The sequence below is a fragment of the Acetobacter sp. genome (assembly GCF_047723915.1).
GTDB lineage: Bacteria > Pseudomonadota > Alphaproteobacteria > Acetobacterales > Acetobacteraceae > Acetobacter.
The window spans coordinates 20580-37612 of sequence record NZ_JBDOBQ010000009.1 but is presented as its reverse complement, the minus strand read 5'-3'; the positions used below and the strand labels follow the sequence as shown (position 1 = coordinate 37612).

Below are 17033 nucleotides of genomic sequence, written 5' to 3'. Positions count from 1 at the left end.
GCCTGCTGCGGCCGGGTTGGCAGAAAAGTTCAGGGTGCTGTGTCCACCAGCACGATTTCGGTATCTTCCAGTGCGGTAATTTTCAGGACATCGGTGTCCGAAATCGCAACGCCGTCCCGCTCGTTCGCCACGTGTCCCTCGATGTCCGCGCGGCCTTTGGCCAGCACCAGATAGCCCAGACGGTTGGCCCCCAACGCGTATTCGGTGCTTTGACCCTTGTTGAGGGTTGCCCCGAGAACCCGTGCGTCCGCATGGATGGGCAGGGCGTCACCATCGTTCGGCATGCCCGAAGCCAGAGCGACGAACCGGCCGGCACGCGCGCCTTTGGGGAATTCCCTGCTGCCCCATGACGGTGCATGACCGCTGCGGTTGGGCATGATCCAGATCTGGAAAAGGCGTGTAGTGTCGCTTTCCAGATTGTGTTCGCTATGGCGTATGCCCGTTCCCGCGGACATGACCTGAACATCTCCGGCTTCTGTCCGGCCTTTGTTGCCAAGGCTGTCCTGGTGCGTAATCGCGCCGTCCCGAATATAGGTGATGATTTCCATATCCCGGTGCGGATGCGCGCCAAATCCCGTGCCTGCGGCAATCGCATCGTCATTCCAGACACGGAGCGCACCCCAATGCATGCGTCTGGGGTCGTGGTAGTCCGCGAAGGAGAAGTGATGCCGGGCATCGAGCCAGCCATGATCGGCGTGGCCCAGTTTGTCAAAGGGGCGAATTTCAATCATCGACGTGTCTTTCTCTGTCGGGTTGCGTTTGTCTTCGAAGGGGACATTACCGTGTTCGCCATGATGCTTGATATGGAAATAAACGAAACACTTTGTTTCTATTTGGTTTATCATACCTTGAAGGTCATGCGACGTGCCCCAATTCTTTAAGGGCTGTCCTGTCAGCCTGTGTCTGTTTGTGGAGTTGCGCGATGCGCCTGCCTGATTTTGAAGCATGGGCGATTTTTGCCAAAGTCGCGGAACAGGGATCGTTCTCACGCGCGGCGGAGGCGGTCCAGCTTTCCAAGCCGACAATTTCCAAAGCAGTCGGGCGTCTTGAGCAGGCTCTGGGTGTGGCGCTGTTCAACCGCAATTCCCGGCAGTTGTCGCTGACTGAAACGGGACGCGCCCTGCTGGGCCACGCAAACCGGATTCTGGCCGAAGCCGAAGCAGCGGAAAGCGAGGCACGGGGCGGCACACTCAAACCCTCGGGGCTGATCAGGGTGGCGGCACCCATGACGTTCGGCATACGGCATTTTTCCCCTGTTCTGCCGGACTTTCTGGAACGCTACCCCGATGTCGACATTACCGTGGATTTCAGTGACGCGATCATTGACCTTGTGGCCGAAGGGTATGACCTGGCCTTGCGCATAGCGTCGCTGGCCGATTCAGCCCTGAGGGCGCGACGTCTGTGCCCGGTGCGCCTGCTGCTGGTTGCAACGCCCGCCTATCTCGACAGAACCGGGCGGCCAGCCCACCCGCGCGACCTGGAAAATCGCAAAAGCTTTGTCTACACCAATACGTCGGCCCCGGGCATGGTCCGGCTCAGGCATGAACCATCGGGCAAGGACTTTGTGCTTTCGCAGGCCTCGCGCCTGCGGGCCAACAATGCGGAAGCCTTCCTGCCGGCACTGGAGGCAGGGCAGGGATTTGGACTGTTCCCTGAATTCATGGTGTCGGCCGGGTTGCGCTCAGGGTTGCTGGAGCAGATCCTCCCGCAATGGGAGGCCCCACCCGTGGCGCTGTATATTGTGACCCCCGCCAGTTCCCTGCGGCCCGTCCGGGTCAGCGCTTTTCTGGATTATCTGGTCAAGGCGTTCGAACATCCGCCGTGGTGCAAGACAGACCCCGCACCACTGCCCGCCTCCCCCTGAAAAAAGGGGGGCAGGTGGGTGCGGCATCAGGCCAGTTTCAGGGCTAACCGGGCGACGCGCGCGCCAAGAAAGCGCGCCCCGTCAAGATCATTCGTGCTGGGTTTGCGAGAGCCGTCGCCTCCCGCAATGGTGGTGGCGCCATAAGGTGAACCGCCTGTCACTTCATCAAGCCGCGTCTGGCCCTGAAAGCTGTAAGGTAATCCCGCAATCAGCATGCCATGGTGCAGCAGGTTGGTGATAAGGGAAAACAGCGTGGTTTCCTGTCCGCCATGCTGGGTGGCGGTCGAGGTGAACACGGCACCGATCTTGCCGATCAACGTCCCTTTGGCCCACAGGCCCCCGGTCTGGTCCCAGAAATTGGCCATCTGGGCGGGCAGGCGGCCATAGCGGGTCGGAGCCCCGACGATAATGGCATCGTATTCGGGCAGTTCGGCTGTTGTCGCGATCGGTGCTGTCTGGTCGGTCTTGAAATGGTGTGTCCGGGCGATGTCTTCGGGCACGAGTTCGGGAACGCGTTTAACCTCTACGGCAACACCTTCGCTGCGCACACCCTCGGCCATGGCATCGGCCATGGTTTCGATATGGCCATAGCTGGAATAATAGAGAACGAGAATTCTTGTCATGTCCGCGCGCCTTCCGGTTCAGAAAAAACATCCGTAAATCCGCAGGGGATTCCAGCTGTCATGGACAGGCATGTCGCTGCGCATGGTCTGATAGCGCCCCTGATCACGGCAGTCCCGCTTTCCCTGCCGGAGCAGATATCGGGCATGCTGTTCTGCTGTAAGTGCGCGGCCCGCCCAGCGGTTCCGAAGCTCCGGGCAGGGGAGTGTGTGGCTGGTGTGGAGAACATCGGCGGGAGGACAGGGGTACGGTGTCACGGCGAAAGTGCGGGGCACCATATTTGCAACAGGCCGAATTTGGAACAGGCCAGATTTGGAACGCGTCGGGTGGCAGTAGGCAGGCTGCGGGCAACTCGCTGTTTGAAAGGCAGGGAGAAACAGGCTGCACCTGCCTTGGGCGGGGCGTAAGCCATGTGGCGGGTTTAAGAATACCCATCGTTGATGCAGAATGCCGTTATTGTAGGTCTGGCTCGACTGGGCCAGAATGTTGGACCCCCGTAACGGGTGCCGGTTTGCCTGCGCAGGCCATGGCTTGGTCCATAACAAGGAGACACTGACCCCATGCGATCCAGCAAGCGTGCAGCGACCGCCCGTAATGGCACAGCCCCCAGCGGCGGCCGCTCTGTCGCGCTCAAACAGGCGGATGAACTGGCAACAGGATCACTGGCCAGTCCCGCGCGGGAACTGACACTGGAGGAATCTCTGGGGGCGCAGGTCCGCCAGCTTCGGCGTCGGGCCGAACTTACGGGGGGCGACCTTGCGGCGGCGGCCGGCATTTCGCTGGGGATGCTGTCAAAAATCGAAAACGGGCAGATCTCGCCTTCGCTTGCGACGTTGCAGGCGGTCTGCCGTGCTCTTTCCGTGCCGCTCAGCCAGCTTTTTGCGACCGCCGAGGAACAGCATGACTGTTCCTTCGTCAAGACCGGGCAGGGGGTCGCCATCGAGCGACGGGGTACCAAGGCGGGCCATCATTACAGGTTGCTGGGTCATCTGCTGAGCGGGCCTGTGGTCATGGAACCCTACCTGATCACGCTTGATGATGACGCGCAGCCCTATACGAGTTTTCGCCACCAGGGGGTGGAGGTGCTGTACATGCTCAGCGGCCGGGTGGCGTATCGCCATGGCGAGGAAGTTTATGAAATGGGGCCGGGCGATACGCTGATGTTCGACAGTCAGGCTCCGCACGGTCCGGAAAAGCTGATCGAAACGCCCATGACCTATCTGTCGATCATCGTTTATCCGCGGCAGGTCGAAGGGGGGCAATAATTTCCTTTCAGGAAATTTTTATTCTTTTGTGTTGACATTCTGACGGTGTGGCTTATTGGATAGCGAAGGATATCACGCGCTTTCTGGGAGTGATGCGATGTGCGGCATCGTTGGATTGTTTCTCAAGAACCCGGCCCTTCAGCCTGAGCTAGGTCTGCTGACCTCGCGGATGCTCAAGACAATGACCGAACGCGGCCCCGACAGCGCGGGGTTTGCGGTTTATAACGGGCTTGGCGCAGGTCAGCGCAAAATGACGGTGCGCGGCATTGCTGCTGGCACGGTAGGCCCGTTCGAGGCTGGTTTTCTTGAAATCGTGGGTGGCACGGGCTCCCTGCTCCAGCGTCATGACCACGTGGTGCTGACCTATGCGGGCGTGCACGAGGCGGCTGTGCGCCAGTATGTGCGCGACTTCGGCGCGGGCATCGCCTTTGCCGCGAGTGGTGAAGGGATCGAGCTTTACAAGGGCGTGGGCCTGCCCGAGCATGTGGCGACCCGCTTCGGGCTCGAAGGCATGGGCGGCACGCATGCCATCGGGCACACCCGCATGGCTACGGAATCCGCCGTGACCATTGCCGGCGCGCATCCGTTCTCCACCGGGCCGGACCAGTGCCTGGTGCATAACGGTTCGCTGTCCAACCACAACACGCTGCGTCGCCAGCTCGTGCGCGAGGGGCTGACCTTCGAAACCGAGAACGATTCAGAAGTGGCGGCGGGTTACCTGTCATGGCGCCTTTCCCGCGGGGAAAAGCTGGATGAAGCACTCCGCGCGTCGCTCAATGACCTGGACGGGTTTTACACCTTCGTTGTCGGCACGCGTGACGGGTTTGCCGTGCTGCGCGACCCGGTGGCCTGCAAGCCCGCGGTTCTGGCCGAAACGGATGACTACGTGGCTTTTGCGTCGGAATACCGCGCCTTTGCCGAACTGCCGGGCATTGCCAACGCGCAGGTGTTCGAGCCCGAGCCCCAGCGTGTCTATCACTGGGACCATGCGGCGTAAGGAAGAGAGCGGACAATGCAGATCATCGACATGAACACCACGCCCCTGCGCGCGCTGAACACCGCGTTGCAGGCGGGTGAGGCAGGAAGTGCCTGGACCGTGCAGAACCCGGGCGGGCGGCATGCCCTGGCTGTCGGCCTGACGGAAGACATGAGTGTCACCATTGAAGGCCATGCCGGGTATTACGCGGCAGGTATGAACCAGAAAGCCAATGTCACTGTCCATGGCAATGCCGGGCAGGGTGTGGCCGAAAACATGATGAGCGGCGCGGTCCACGTAAAGGGTAATGCCAGTTCCTCCGCTGGTGCGACGGCCCAGGGCGGCCTGCTGGTCATTGACGGGGATGCCGGTGCACGGTGTGGCATTTCCATGAAAGGGGTCGATATCGTCGTGCGGGGTTCCGTGGGGCATATGAGCGCCTTCATGGGGCAGAGCGGCAATCTTGTCGTATGCGGCGACGCTGGTGAAGCGTTGGGAGATTCCCTTTACGAAACACGGATTTTCGTGCGCGGTGCCGTCAAGAGCCTGGGCGCGGACTGCGAGGAAAAGCCCATGAGCGAGCAGGACCGGGCCATTCTGGCCGGGCTGCTCGACCGCGCGGGCATTACCGACTGCGCCCCGGACGATTTCCGTCGCTATGGCTCGGCACGCACGCTCTATCACTTCCACGTCGACAACTCATCGGCATACTGAGGCAGTCATGACGGACCAGCATCACGATTTCACCAAAACCGAACCCCGGTTTTCTTCCACGTTCGATCCTTTCACCATTTCACAGATCCAGCGGGCGGCATCCACGGGTATTTACGATATCCGCGGGGGCGGGACCAAGCGCAAGCTGCCCCATTTTGACGACCTGCTGTTTCTGGGGGCCTCGGTCTCGCGCTATCCGCTCGAAGGCTACCGCGAACGCTGTGGCACGGAAGTGGTGCTTGGCACGCGTTTTGCCAAAAAGCCCATTCACCTCAAGACCCCGGTGACCATTGCCGGCATGTCCTTTGGCGCGCTTTCGGCTCAGGCCAAGGAAGCGCTGGGTCGTGGCGCCAGCGCCGTTGGCACCTCCACCACCACGGGTGATGGCGGCATGACGCCCGAAGAGCGTGGGCATTCCTCGACGCTGGTGTATCAGTATCTTCCCTCACGCTACGGCATGAACCCCGATGATCTGCGCCGCGCGGACGCCATCGAGGTCGTGATCGGGCAGGGTGCCAAGCCCGGCGGTGGCGGCATGCTGCTGGGGCAGAAGATTTCCGCCCGTGTTGCCAAGATGCGTGACCTGCCTGAAGGGATCGACCAGCGTTCCGCCTGCCGTCATCCTGACTGGACCGGCCCGGACGATCTTGAAATCAAGATCGAGGAACTGCGCGAAATCACCAACTGGGAAAAGCCTATCTACGTCAAGGTAGGGGCCAGCCGCCCGTATTATGACATTTCCCTGGCGGTGAAGGCCGGTGCCGATGTCGTGGTGCTGGACGGCATGCAGGGCGGCACGGCTGCCACGCAGGAAGTGTTCATCGAACATGTGGGGCTGCCCATTCTGGCGGCAATCCGCCCGGCGGTGCAGGCCCTGCAGGACCTGGGGCTTCATCGCAAGGTGCAGTTGATCGTCTCTGGCGGTATCCGCACCGGGGCCGATGTGGCAAAGGCGCTGGCTCTGGGGGCGGATGCCGTGGCCATCGGCACGGCGGCCCTGATCGCTCTGGGCGACCAGAACCCCGAACTGGCGGCGGAATACGCCAAGCTGGGCTCCGTTCCCGGTGCGTATGACGACTGGCAGGACGGGCGCGATCCCGCAGGTATTACCACGCAGGATCCCGCTCTGGCGGCGCGTCTCGACCCGATTGTGGGTGGGCGGCGCATTGCCAACTATCTGTCGGTGCTGACGATGGAAGCGCAGACAATCGCGCGTGCGTGCGGCAAGAGCCACGTGCATAACCTTGAACCCGAGGACCTTGTGGCTCTGACGATGGAAGCCGCAGCCATGACCCGTCTGCCTCTGGCGGGGACGGACTGGTACCCCGGCAAGGCGGGTTTTTAAGACCCTGTGCGTGCCGGGCTGGGTCATAACCTGCCTGGCACGCGCCAAAACCGATCTGGCACCGCTGGTCCGGCACCGTGGGCGAATGGGTGGGAGAGGTCTCTTCCGTGCCGTCGTCGGGTAAGGGGTGCTGCGGTGGCACGGGCGGCCGCGCTTTTGGGCCGGTGCGCCGGGTTTTGTCGGGGTTCCGGGTCGGGTCGGGGATTTTTCACTGGGACTTTCGGGAATTTTTCGCTGGGCTTTGCCTGAATGCCTGCGGGCAGTCCGGCCGGGGCTTGCGGGCGGTTTGACGCGCATAACGCGATGCAAGGAATGGACACGTAGCGATGGCTGACGCTCAACAGGATTGTCGCGATCTGGAAACACTGGCCCGCGAACAGGGAATCCGGTATTTTCTGATCTCTTTCATTGACCTCTCCGGGGCGCAGCGCGCCAAACTTGTGCCTGCAACAGCCATTGCGGCCATGCAGCGTAACGGGGCCGGGTTCGCAGGCTTTGCCGCAGCATTCGATTTTTCCCCCGCCGACCCGGATCTGCTGGCCGTTCCCGATCCGGCGGGGATGATGCGCCTGCCCTGGAAGCCCGACGTGGCCTGGCTGCCGTCCGACCTGAAAATGCGCACCGATTATGTCGAGCAGGGGCCGCGTAACACGCTCCGCAGGCTGATCGAACGCGCGAAGGGCCTGGGGCTGAGCGTGAAGACCGGCGTGGAATGCGAATTCTTTCTGGTCACGCCTGACGGCGAACAGGTGGGAGATGCGCTGGATTGCGGGTCCAAGCCCTGTTACGACGCCTCCGCCCTGATGCGGCGTTACGACGTGATTGCCGAACTGTGCGACGCCATGCAGGGGCTGGGCTGGGAGCCGTACCAGAACGACCATGAGGATGCGAACGGCCAGTTCGAAATGAACTGGAAATACGCTGACGCGCTGGTAACGGCGGACCGGCATGTGTTCTTCAAGTTCATGGCGCGCGCCATTGCCGAAAAGCACGGTCTGCGCGCGACCTTCATGCCCAAGCCGTTCATGCACCTGACCGGCACGGGCTGCCATGCCCATATCTCGCTGTGGGACGGCAAGACCAATATCTGCCACGACGCGGCAGATCCGCTGGAACTGTCCCGGAAAGGGTACCACTTCGTGGGCGGCCTGATCCACAACGCACAGGCGCTCTGTGCAATCCTGAACCCCACGGTCAATTCCTACAAGCGCATCAACGCGCCCCGCACCGTTTCGGGGGCCACATGGGCGCCCAACATGGTGACTTATGCGGGCGATAACCGTACGCATATGATCCGCGTGCCCGGCGGTGGCCGTTTTGAAATGCGCCTGCCCGACGGTGCTGCCAACCCCTACCTGCTGCAGGCGGCCCTGCTTGCCGCGGGGCTGGACGGGATCGAGAACGAACGCGACCCCGGCCCCTGGCAGGACATCAACATGTACACCCATGGGCATCTGGCGCAGGACGCCCCACGCCTGCCGCTGAACCTGCTCGACGCCCTGCGCGCGCTGGAGGGATCGTCCACCCTGCGGGCCATGCTGGGTGACGGTCTTGTCGACCCGTACGTGCAGATCAAGACCGCCGAATGGAACGCCCATTGCGCGCATCTTTCCAACTGGGAAAAGCACCAGACGATCGACTGCTGAAACAGCAGCCCCAGGGCATGGCAGGATTACACCGGCAGGTGTCCGGTGGTTGACGCAGGATAAGAGTTGCTGCCGTTAACACTTCCTGCCATGCAGGCGTCATGAAGCAAGACAGGGATTTCGAGATATTTCTGGCCGCCGTTCCGGGGCTGGAACCGGTGCTGTATGACGAAATACGGCTCAAGGGTTTCAAAAACCCGGCGGTCATACCCGGGGGTGTAACCATCCGGGGCGGCTGGCCCGAGGTCTGGCGGGCAAACTTGTGGGTGCGTGGCGCCAGCAAGGTTCTGGCGCGGCTGGAGAAGTTCCGTGTCATTCATCTCGCCCAGCTTGACCGCCGGGCACGGCAGGTGCCGTGGTCGGAAATCCTGCGGGCGGATGTGCCCTTCCGGGTCGAAGCCGTCTGCGCGGGCTCACGCATTTACCATGCGGGGGCGGCCGCCGAGCGCATTGCCAAGGCTATCGGTCAAACATTGGGAGCGCCCTTCGCTCCCGATGCCGAAGTTGTCGTCATGGCCCGTATCGAGCGCGATATCTGCACGATCAGTATCGATACATCGGGGGATCTGCTGCATAGGCGCGGCTACAAGCAGGCGGTGAACCGCGCACCAATGCGCGAAACCATGGCGGCACTTTTCCTGCGCCAATGCGGCTATGACGGGGCCGAGCCTGTGGTCGACCCCATGTGCGGTTCCGGTACGTTTGTGATCGAGGCGGCTGAAATCGCGGCCCGGCTCAATCCCGGTCGTGCACGGCATTTTGCTTTCGAACTGCTTGCGACCTACGACCCCGCCGCCTGGCAGCGCATGCGTGAGGTCAAAAGCCAGCGCGTGCCGACCGTACGGTTTTATGGCAGCGACCGCGATGCGGGGGCCATAACCATGAGTGAAGCCAATGCCCTGCGCGCAGGGGTAGCCGACTATACGACTTTCAGGTGCAATACCATCAGCGAATTGCTACCCCCACCCGGACCGCCGGGGCTTGTTGTCACCAACCCGCCTTACGGCACCCGGATCGGGGAGAGAGACGCGCTTTTTCCGCTCTACAGGGCGTTGGGGCAGGTGCTTCTCAAAAATTTCGCGGCATGGCGGGTGGGAATTATCACCACCGATAGTGCTCTGGCACATGCAACAGGGCTTCCGTTCCTGCCGAACAGCGCGCCGGTTCCCCATGGTGGGTTACGTGTCTCGCTCTTTCAAACCGGGCCTCTGCCTGTTGACGGGGCTGTGCCCAAGGCTGTGTGAATTTTACAATGACCCCGGAAAGCCTTTGACAGCGCAAGTCCGGGCTGCATGCCGCCTTATTCCGGGTCTTTTCCCGGGACCAGGGCTGATAGGCTTGCATACGTTCACAGGTGCGCACGTACAGGCTATGAAGCCCCGCCGTCATAGGCTGGTCAGGGGGCGGGTGCGGCGGGGTGTTTGTGCCTGAACCAGTAATGCGCGATCAGCCACGGAATCCCGATCAGCAGGCAGTCAAGAATTTGCTGGATTGTGGCCATGACCACAAGCGTCGCTGCAAGTGCGGCCTGCGAAACGGCCAGCACTTTGGCTGCACCGAACCCGACACCCAGAAACAGCAGATCTTTACCCGGCAGCAGTGGAATACGCGTAATCAGCAGACGCAGGGTCACGAGGTTGAAGCACAGGGCAAGATCGGCCACCGCACCGGAGACAAAAAGTGCGAGCATCTCAAGCACGAAGGTCAGGCTGCTGCGGCTCAGATGCACAAAAAAAGTCAGTGACATTTCGCGGCGGGACAGACCTGTTGCCAGACGGCCGCCAGCGACAAGCACGATGACCGGAACAATGGGCAGCGCTATCAGGGCAGCCGTTTTCCATGTCAGGTAGGATTTTACGGTGTTGTAAACAGTATTGTGGGTGAACAAAAGAAGGACAACAGCACTAAAGACCACAACAAAACCAGCCGCACCGGAAAGAACAGCGGAATCTTTGACAAGGTGAAAAAGTCTGGTTTTTGTTATGCTGAGATGGGTTTTGGCCCATAAATAAAAATAGGACTCGCCCGAATATTCAAGGAAAGAATTATTTAATATCCGTTTCCTGAAAAAAATCATGGCGGGAATTTTTGTGCCGGATCGGATCAGACGGGTAAAAATGATTTTCTCTGAAAAAGGAAGAATGACAAACAGGATCGCTTCCAGGGCGTAGAAAACCGGGTTTGTCGGCAGAGAATGCAGTATGTTCCGCCAGCCCGTTCGGGAAAGACTATAGGCGACAAGTGTCAGGAATATAATCGGGAACAGCCAGCGCACGCCTTGCAGGGCGAGATGGTTAAATCTTTTTTTACCTGATTTTGTCATGCTCTGCGGGACTGGATCATCGGCGGTCACGCTATCAATGACAGGGCTGGAGAGTTCAGTCTGGCGTGGCATGAAGGTCACTTCGGGTTGTGCTGGCGTATCGTCTGGCTGGGGCCGTACCGTCTTGCGGTGCGGCTGTAACATGAACGCCATAGCACATGGTGGCGCGTCATGGCGAATGACAGGGCGGCAATAGATCATGCTGCAAAATGAATTGTAAAGAAAATATCAAAAAAGTTGGGCTCTTTTTATTTTGAGAGCCCGAGCGTTGATGCTACGTCCCATGAAGGGAAGGGTGAGCTTCAAAAAGCTGCCGGGGCCTGAGTAAGCACCGTTTGATCACTGTAAACAGGCATGGCGTTATGGCCGCCGGGGCTGACGTGTCCAATGAGAAAATTTCTAGAAAAGCCGCTCCAGACAATGTTGTTCGACCAGGGGCCTGACGGATGCGAAAACCATTATGGGTATGGAGCCCGGATGGCGCTGCCCAACCATGAATCGGTGGCCTTTCCGGCAGGAGCAGTTCCTGACATCTACAGGAAACGCTGCGCGTTCGAGTTTACGTTTTCATCCCCTTTCGAGCAGTCCATGCGTGTGGCGTCGCCGACCAGAGCGGTCCGCACGAACCATGCGCTGAGGGTGGCGATTGTCGCCAGTTCGTACAACTATATCCGTGACGGCGTTGCCTTCACCCTCAACCGGCTGGTCGCCTACCTTGAAAAAATGGGGGTGGAAGTCAGGGTGTTCGCGCCGGTCGGGAAGGTGCCCGCGTTCCAGCATCATGGCGTTATCGTCCCCGTTCCATCCATTCCGCTACCTGGCCGTTCGGATTACAGGTTGGCGTTCAGCCTGCCCAGGGCCGAAATAGAAGCTTTTGCGCCGGATATCATGCATGTGGCGCTCGCACCCGACTGGCTTGGTTTTTCAGCGCTCCGTCTGGCCCGCAAGCTGCGAATACCGCTGGTCGCGTCCTATCATACCCGTTACGAGACCTATCTCGAACATTATGGATTTGCCTCGGGTTTTAAAAAATTTTTAACCCGATACCTCAATTTTTATTATGCATCCTGCCGCGAAGTTTATGTCCCTACCCAGTCCATGATCGACACGCTGCTGCATGCGGGACTGGAAAACAATTTTATACTATGGCAGCGCGGCGTTGATGCCGATCTGTTCAACCCGGTCCGCAAATCTGACACATGGCGCAAGGCGTTAGGGATCGGAGCGGGGGAGGTGGTCGTGCTGTTCGTCTCGCGTCTGGTGCGGGAAAAACAGGTTGGTACACTGGCGGCGACCCTGCGTAACCTCAAGCAGCAGGGCCTTGCGTTCCGGAGCGTCATTGTCGGCGATGGTCCCGAACGCGAGCCCCTCGAGCGCGAATGCCCCGATACGATTTTTACAGGCACCCTGCAGGGTGAAGAACTGGCCCGGGCCTATGCTTCGGCCGATATATTTCTTTTTCCCAGTGACACGGAAACATTCGGGAATGTTACTCTGGAGGCCATGGCGTCAGGGCTCCCCTGTGTCTGTGCCAACGCCACGGGAAGCAGGTCTCTGGTCGTGGACGGGGTAACCGGTTATCTGGCCGAATCCCGGAACGTTGACATGTTTGTTGCCTATGTCAGAACACTGATTGAAAACACAGCCCTGCGACAGAGCATGAGCCTTGCCGCGCGGGAAAGAAGCCTGACATTTTCGTGGGATGCCTCAATGGACCTGCTGCTTGGGCGCTACAGGGCGCTGGTAAGTGAGCATGCCGCGTGAAAATAGCGGATATATCGGAATTTTATTCGCCGACAGGTGGTGGTGTCAGAACATATGTGGATGAAAAATTCCACGCGGCGGCACGGCATGGGCACACGCTTGTCGTCATCGCCCCCGGGGCAGAGGACCGTGTTGAACAGCGCAGTGGCGGCAGGCTGGTATGGGTAAAAAGTCCCCTGCTGCCGGTGGACAAAAACTATCGCATGTTCTGGCATTCAGCCCCTGTCTGGCAGGTTCTTGATGCCGAGCAGCCCGATCTTGTCGAGGGATCATCACCCTGGCGGGGTGGCTGGCTTGCAGCCCGCTGGCCTGGGCGTGCCCCGCGAGTGTTGTTCATGCACGCGGACCCGGTTGCGGTCTATCCGCAGACGTTGCTGGGTCATGTTCTGCCAGCACCCACCATAGACAGGCTTTTTGGCTGGTTCTGGTCATATCTGCGCCGCCTGAATGCGTATTACGATGGGTGTATTGTGGCGGGGCGGTGGCTGGGGGAGCGGTTTGCCCGCCATGGGCTTGAGCGGATCATGGTGGCGCCCTTTGGGGTGCGTGCCAGCGCTTTTGACCCCACCTTTCGGGACGAGACCCTGCGCGCCACCATGCTCGAGGCTTGCGGGCTGGACCGAAGTGCCAGCCTTCTGGTCATTGTAGGGCGGCACCATCCTGAAAAACGTCTTGGCCTGTTGATGCGTGCTGTGGGTAAAGCCCAGAAAAGCCGAAAGATCGGTCTATACGTCATAGGAGACGGGCTTATGCACAGTCAGGTGCTGGCCCAGGCCGCGCGGATGGAGCATGTTCATGTTGCCGGGCAGGTCAGGGACAGGCAGTTGCTGGCGCGCATGATGGCCAGCGCCGATGCCCTTCTGCACGGATCGACAGCAGAGACCTTTGGTTTTGTGGTGGCCGAGGCGCTGTGTTCCGGCACTCCGCTGATTGTCCCCCACGCGGGTGGCGCCGGGGACCTGGCGGCAGGCGCTTATGCCGAAACCTATGAGCCGGGCAATATGTCCGCCGCGGCAGATGCCATCGCCCGTCTTCTGGTCCGCGAGCGTGGGCCCATGTCCGCCGCGGCACGCGCGGCAGGGGTTGGGCTGGGGGATATGGACCAGCACTTTACACGTCTGTTTTCGTTGTATGAGCAGATTATACGGGATACGCGCCCCGTATCCACGCCTCAGTCCTGAAGGGCCGGTAAAAGCGCAGGCGACAGCGACGTGGCGTCACATGCCGGTTCAGTCCGTTTTTGTTCCCATTGCAGGGATCGGCGTGGGGCCTGACATCCACGGGTCCTAGCGGGTGCGGCCGACGCGGCGCTGGATCAGCACGACAGATAACAGGGCGGCTGCGGGAACCAGTGAGACGGCCAGCCCCGCAGGGAGCGTTCCTGTCTGACCCAGCAGCATGCTGGCGCGGGTGGCTGCATGGGCGGCGTAACCCCATGCAATAACGCCCCCGGTGGCAACAGGTGCTGCGCTGTATGCAAGGCGTGTCGCGCACAGGCTGCTGGCCAGCATGGCCATGGCGCCGGGTAAGACCAGCATGGCCAGCAGCATGGCCAGTCTGGTGCGATAAGGTGCGGCGTTGTAGCCGTTGTGGGTATGGCTGGCCAGGGTCCACAAGGTGGAAAAAGGCAGATATTGGGATTCCATGCCGTAGACACTCAGCCAGAGCGGGTCGAGTGTGAGGGCGATGTCAAAAGGGGCACTGGGCCGCAGTCGTGTCTGGTCCCGATCCAGGGGGATCGGCATGTTTGCATCCAGCCTGTCTGGCTTGCGCCAGAGCTGGGGGGATTGCAGGTGCCACAGGCCGGTTTCGGGCACACGGGTGACGGTGGCGGCCTTGTCGATTTCTGTAAGCAGGGATTCCGCATCGAAGCGGAAAAGCAGCATGTTGTGCAGTGACGCCGGGGGGCCGAAGGCGATGGATGTGGAAAGAACACCTTGTGGGGTCTGCATCCAGATCTGGTTGCTGAGCTTGCTCCGGTCCAGGCGTTGCGCGTCACGACCGATTTTGTGGCGCATTTGCTCGACCATGGACATCGGACCGATATAGCCGTCCATCACAAATGTCGCCGGTCCCAGCAACAGCCCCAGCAGGATGGCAGGGAAAAGGCTTTTGGCCGGCGAACGGCCGGTATTGGCCATAAACAGCCGCTCGCCCGATCGGGTCTGGGCAATTTCGACCAGACATACGGCAAGGAACGTTGCAAAAGGAACAAGAGGTGCCAGCAGACCGGGCATGCGCAGCGTGGTAAAATAGACCACATTGCGCCAGGCCGGGGCGGAACTGGCCGCCATGACCATATCGATCTGTGGCCAGAGGTCGATGGTTTCGGCAACGGCCAGAAGAACGACGGCTATCGTCATCAGGCTGCGCAGGTAGTTACCGAACACATAGCGGGTGTACTGTCCGAACGGAGCAAGCCGAACGTGCCTGATCGTTGCGGGAGCATGCGCCCCGGCAGTATCGCTGGTCGTGGAAAAAGGTGGGGGATGTGTCATGTTCGCGCTATGCCCGCAGCAGTTGGGGCAGAAGGAGGCGGCTTATGCCCAGCCGCAGGGCAGCCAGCAGCAGCCCCGCCAGCGTTGCGGTCAGGCACAGCAGCAGCAGCAGTTCAGCCACCAGCCCGACCGGTGCCATGGCCCTGATCAGGGATTCCGTTCCGACGTTGAACGCAAGAAGCCCCATGCAACTGGCTGGCAGGGCTATGGACCGGTTTCGCTGGGTGGTCTGGCTGACAGCGGCAAGTGCGACCAGTGGCGCCAGAAGACACAGCAACCCCCGTGACAGACGCTCTCCCATCAGTCGTACGAGCAGAACGGGGTTGGACGCGTTCATCTGCGGCAGGGCCTGGGGGTGGGCGGGTAACAGCAGTTCAGGGAGTGTCAGTTCGGTCTCCGGCTCTCCCCTTGGGGGGAAAGGGAGAATATCGTTGAGGGGAATGATCTTGTCCGCCGTGTCCGCATAAAATGTCGTTCGGTCATCTTCGGTGCCGGTCGTGGCTGGTGGCGGGGGCTGTGCCGTGCTTTGCCCGGCAGGGTTGTCCTGCGGGTCTGGCGTGTCAGAGAAGATGTGCGACGTCATATGCGCCACGGTGACACCAAGCAGGTTTTCGGGCTCTGAGCCGCTCGTGCGGACGCTGTCGGACTGAACGACACGAAAATGCGTGGAGTCCAGAGGTTCGTATATGAAAAGATGCTGGCGTGTCATGGGCGCGTTGGACGCCCTGGCCTGTAGGCTTTCCTGCGGGACAAAGGCTACGCGGTTTCCCATGAAAATGAACTGGCTCTGGCCTGTTGCCGTTGTCAGGTTCTGATAGGCGGCATCGAACAGCACGGCGCGTTGTGCGTACAAAGCCAGTGGATTGATGATCCCTGACGCTGTCAGTGACAGGACCATGGCCACCACCGCCAGGAACGCGGGTGGCAGGATAAAGGTGCCGGGGGCCAGTCCGCAGGCGCTCAACACCAGAAGTTCACGATTTTCACGCATTTGCAGCACGGTACGATAAACCGCGACGACCATGGCCAGAGGGAGCGCGAAATCCAGAATCTGCGGGCTGGTCAGCAGGACGATAAGGCTTCCGTCGAACAGGCTGGCATGGTGGCTGATCACGTCCCGGAAAATCATCGGGAAACGTTCGGCCAGAAAAATGGCCTCCACCAGCAGCAGGGCGGCACCTGCCTGCCCCAGAACGGAACGCACGAACAGCCGGACGCATAGCTGTTTCAGCCAGGCGAAGGGTGTTGCGAACAGGCCAGCGGGGTGGGCCGTCCGGTCCTGAGAGGTTGATACGGTCATAAGGCGACCCTGCCACCCAGATACGCCTGCTGCACTTCCGGGTTGTCGATCAGTTCCTCGGGCGTGCCCTGCGCCAGAACGGTTCCCGTCTCCACCACATAGGCGCGATCGACCAGTCGCAACAGGTCAACGGCGCTATGGTCGGTAATGAGAACGGACATGCCCCGTCCCGCCAGATCGCGGAGCAAGCTTGCTACAGTGCCGATATTACGTGGATCGACCCCGGCAAAAGGTTCATCGAACAGGGCGATAACGGGGGCACAGGCCACACAGACGGCAATTTCGCAACGGCGCCTTTGCCCGCCCGACAGCGTGCCGATCCTGTTGTGGCGGACATCCGTTAGCTGGAAATCGGCCAGCAGGGTTCCAATCTGGTGTTTCCGGTCGTGCTTGTCGGCAATACGTGTTTCCAGAACCAGGTCCAGGGCCTGCCAGACGCTGAGCGAGCGCGGAAGAAAGGATGCCTGTGGCAGGTAAGCAAGGCCCAGACGCGCCCGCTGGTCAAACGGCATGGATGTAGCGTCGATCCCGTTAATAAGGATCTGCCCTGAATCCGGGGGAATAATGCCGGTCAGCATCTTGAACGTCGTGGATTTTCCTGCGCCATTGGGCCCCAGCAGACCCACGACTTCCCCATGTTTCACATTCAGGCTTATATTTTCGACAATCCGCATACCGTCGAAGGATTTGACCAGATTGCGGGCAACGAGCATCGCA

General features: G+C 60.5%; 15 protein-coding genes. 9 read left to right on the top strand and 6 right to left on the bottom strand.

Going from position 1 to position 17033, the window contains the following annotated elements:
- Positions 1–29: 29 nt before the first annotated feature.
- Positions 30–731, bottom strand: a complete 702-nt coding sequence (locus ABF990_RS07070) for a pirin family protein (protein WP_415490422.1) — start codon at positions 729–731, stop codon at positions 30–32.
- 191 nt (positions 732–922) lie between these two features.
- On the opposite strand from ABF990_RS07070, the gene ABF990_RS07065 reads away from it, so the two are divergent.
- A complete protein-coding gene (locus ABF990_RS07065; protein ID WP_415490423.1) occupies positions 923–1864 on the top strand; it encodes a LysR family transcriptional regulator in 942 nt (313 codons plus the stop codon).
- A 26-nt stretch (positions 1865–1890) separates the two neighbouring features.
- On the opposite strand, the gene wrbA is transcribed toward ABF990_RS07065, so the two are convergent.
- Entirely contained in the window at positions 1891–2487 is a 597-nt protein-coding gene (gene wrbA, locus ABF990_RS07060) for an NAD(P)H:quinone oxidoreductase (RefSeq protein WP_415490424.1), read from the bottom strand.
- Positions 2488–3045: 558 nt separating this feature from the next.
- On the opposite strand from wrbA, the gene ABF990_RS07055 reads away from it, so the two are divergent.
- The 6 genes from ABF990_RS07055 (at position 3046) to ABF990_RS07030 (ending at position 9675) form a co-directional block, all read left to right on the top strand.
- Positions 3046–3750 carry a helix-turn-helix domain-containing protein gene (locus ABF990_RS07055; protein ID WP_415500372.1) on the top strand — a complete coding sequence of 235 codons (705 nt, stop codon included), beginning with the start codon at positions 3046–3048 and terminating at the stop codon, positions 3748–3750.
- A gap of 97 nt (positions 3751–3847) precedes the next feature.
- Positions 3848–4747 carry a glutamine amidotransferase gene (locus tag ABF990_RS07050; protein ID WP_415490426.1) on the top strand — a complete coding sequence of 300 codons (900 nt, stop codon included), beginning with the start codon at positions 3848–3850 and terminating at the stop codon, positions 4745–4747.
- A 15-nt stretch (positions 4748–4762) separates the two neighbouring features.
- Entirely contained in the window at positions 4763–5440 is a 678-nt protein-coding gene (locus ABF990_RS07045) for a protein glxC (RefSeq protein ID WP_415490427.1), read from the top strand.
- 7 nt (positions 5441–5447) lie between these two features.
- A complete protein-coding gene (locus ABF990_RS07040; protein ID WP_415490428.1) occupies positions 5448–6785 on the top strand; it encodes an FMN-binding glutamate synthase family protein in 1338 nt (445 codons plus the stop codon).
- A gap of 326 nt (positions 6786–7111) precedes the next feature.
- Positions 7112–8431: a type III glutamate--ammonia ligase gene (gene glnT / locus ABF990_RS07035; RefSeq protein WP_415490429.1), complete on the top strand. Its 1320-nt coding sequence runs from the start codon at positions 7112–7114 to the stop codon at positions 8429–8431.
- 101 nt (positions 8432–8532) lie between these two features.
- A complete protein-coding gene (locus tag ABF990_RS07030) occupies positions 8533–9675 on the top strand; it encodes a THUMP domain-containing class I SAM-dependent RNA methyltransferase (RefSeq protein ID WP_415490430.1) in 1143 nt (380 codons plus the stop codon).
- A gap of 152 nt (positions 9676–9827) precedes the next feature.
- Here ABF990_RS07030 and ABF990_RS07025 read toward each other — a convergent pair whose 3' ends face one another.
- Positions 9828–10898, bottom strand: coding sequence for a hypothetical protein (locus ABF990_RS07025; protein WP_415500371.1), 1071 nt, complete (start codon positions 10896–10898; stop codon positions 9828–9830).
- 333 nt (positions 10899–11231) lie between these two features.
- Here ABF990_RS07025 and ABF990_RS07020 point away from each other — a divergent pair, with 333 nt between their 5' ends.
- Both ABF990_RS07020 and ABF990_RS07015 read left to right on the top strand, forming a co-directional pair.
- Positions 11232–12518, top strand: coding sequence for a glycosyltransferase family 4 protein (locus ABF990_RS07020; protein ID WP_415500370.1), 1287 nt, complete (start codon positions 11232–11234; stop codon positions 12516–12518).
- A complete protein-coding gene (locus ABF990_RS07015) occupies positions 12515–13699 on the top strand; it encodes a glycosyltransferase (protein WP_415500369.1) in 1185 nt (394 codons plus the stop codon). Before ABF990_RS07020 ends, ABF990_RS07015 begins: the two co-directional genes overlap by 4 nt.
- 105 nt (positions 13700–13804) lie before the next feature.
- Here ABF990_RS07015 and ABF990_RS07010 read toward each other — a convergent pair whose 3' ends face one another.
- The 3 genes from ABF990_RS07010 to lptB are packed head-to-tail and all read right to left on the bottom strand — an operon-like array spanning position 13805 to position 17029.
- Positions 13805–15016 (bottom strand): LptF/LptG family permease, encoded by a 1212-nt coding sequence (locus tag ABF990_RS07010; protein WP_415500368.1) that lies wholly within the window; start codon positions 15014–15016, stop codon positions 13805–13807.
- A gap of 7 nt (positions 15017–15023) precedes the next feature.
- Positions 15024–16316, bottom strand: a complete 1293-nt coding sequence (locus tag ABF990_RS07005) for an LptF/LptG family permease (protein ID WP_415500367.1) — start codon at positions 16314–16316, stop codon at positions 15024–15026.
- Positions 16313–17029 carry an LPS export ABC transporter ATP-binding protein gene (gene lptB, locus ABF990_RS07000; RefSeq protein ID WP_415500366.1) on the bottom strand — a complete coding sequence of 239 codons (717 nt, stop codon included), beginning with the start codon at positions 17027–17029 and terminating at the stop codon, positions 16313–16315. The genes ABF990_RS07005 and lptB overlap by 4 nt, the downstream gene beginning before the upstream one ends.
- Positions 17030–17033: the final 4 nt, after the last annotated feature.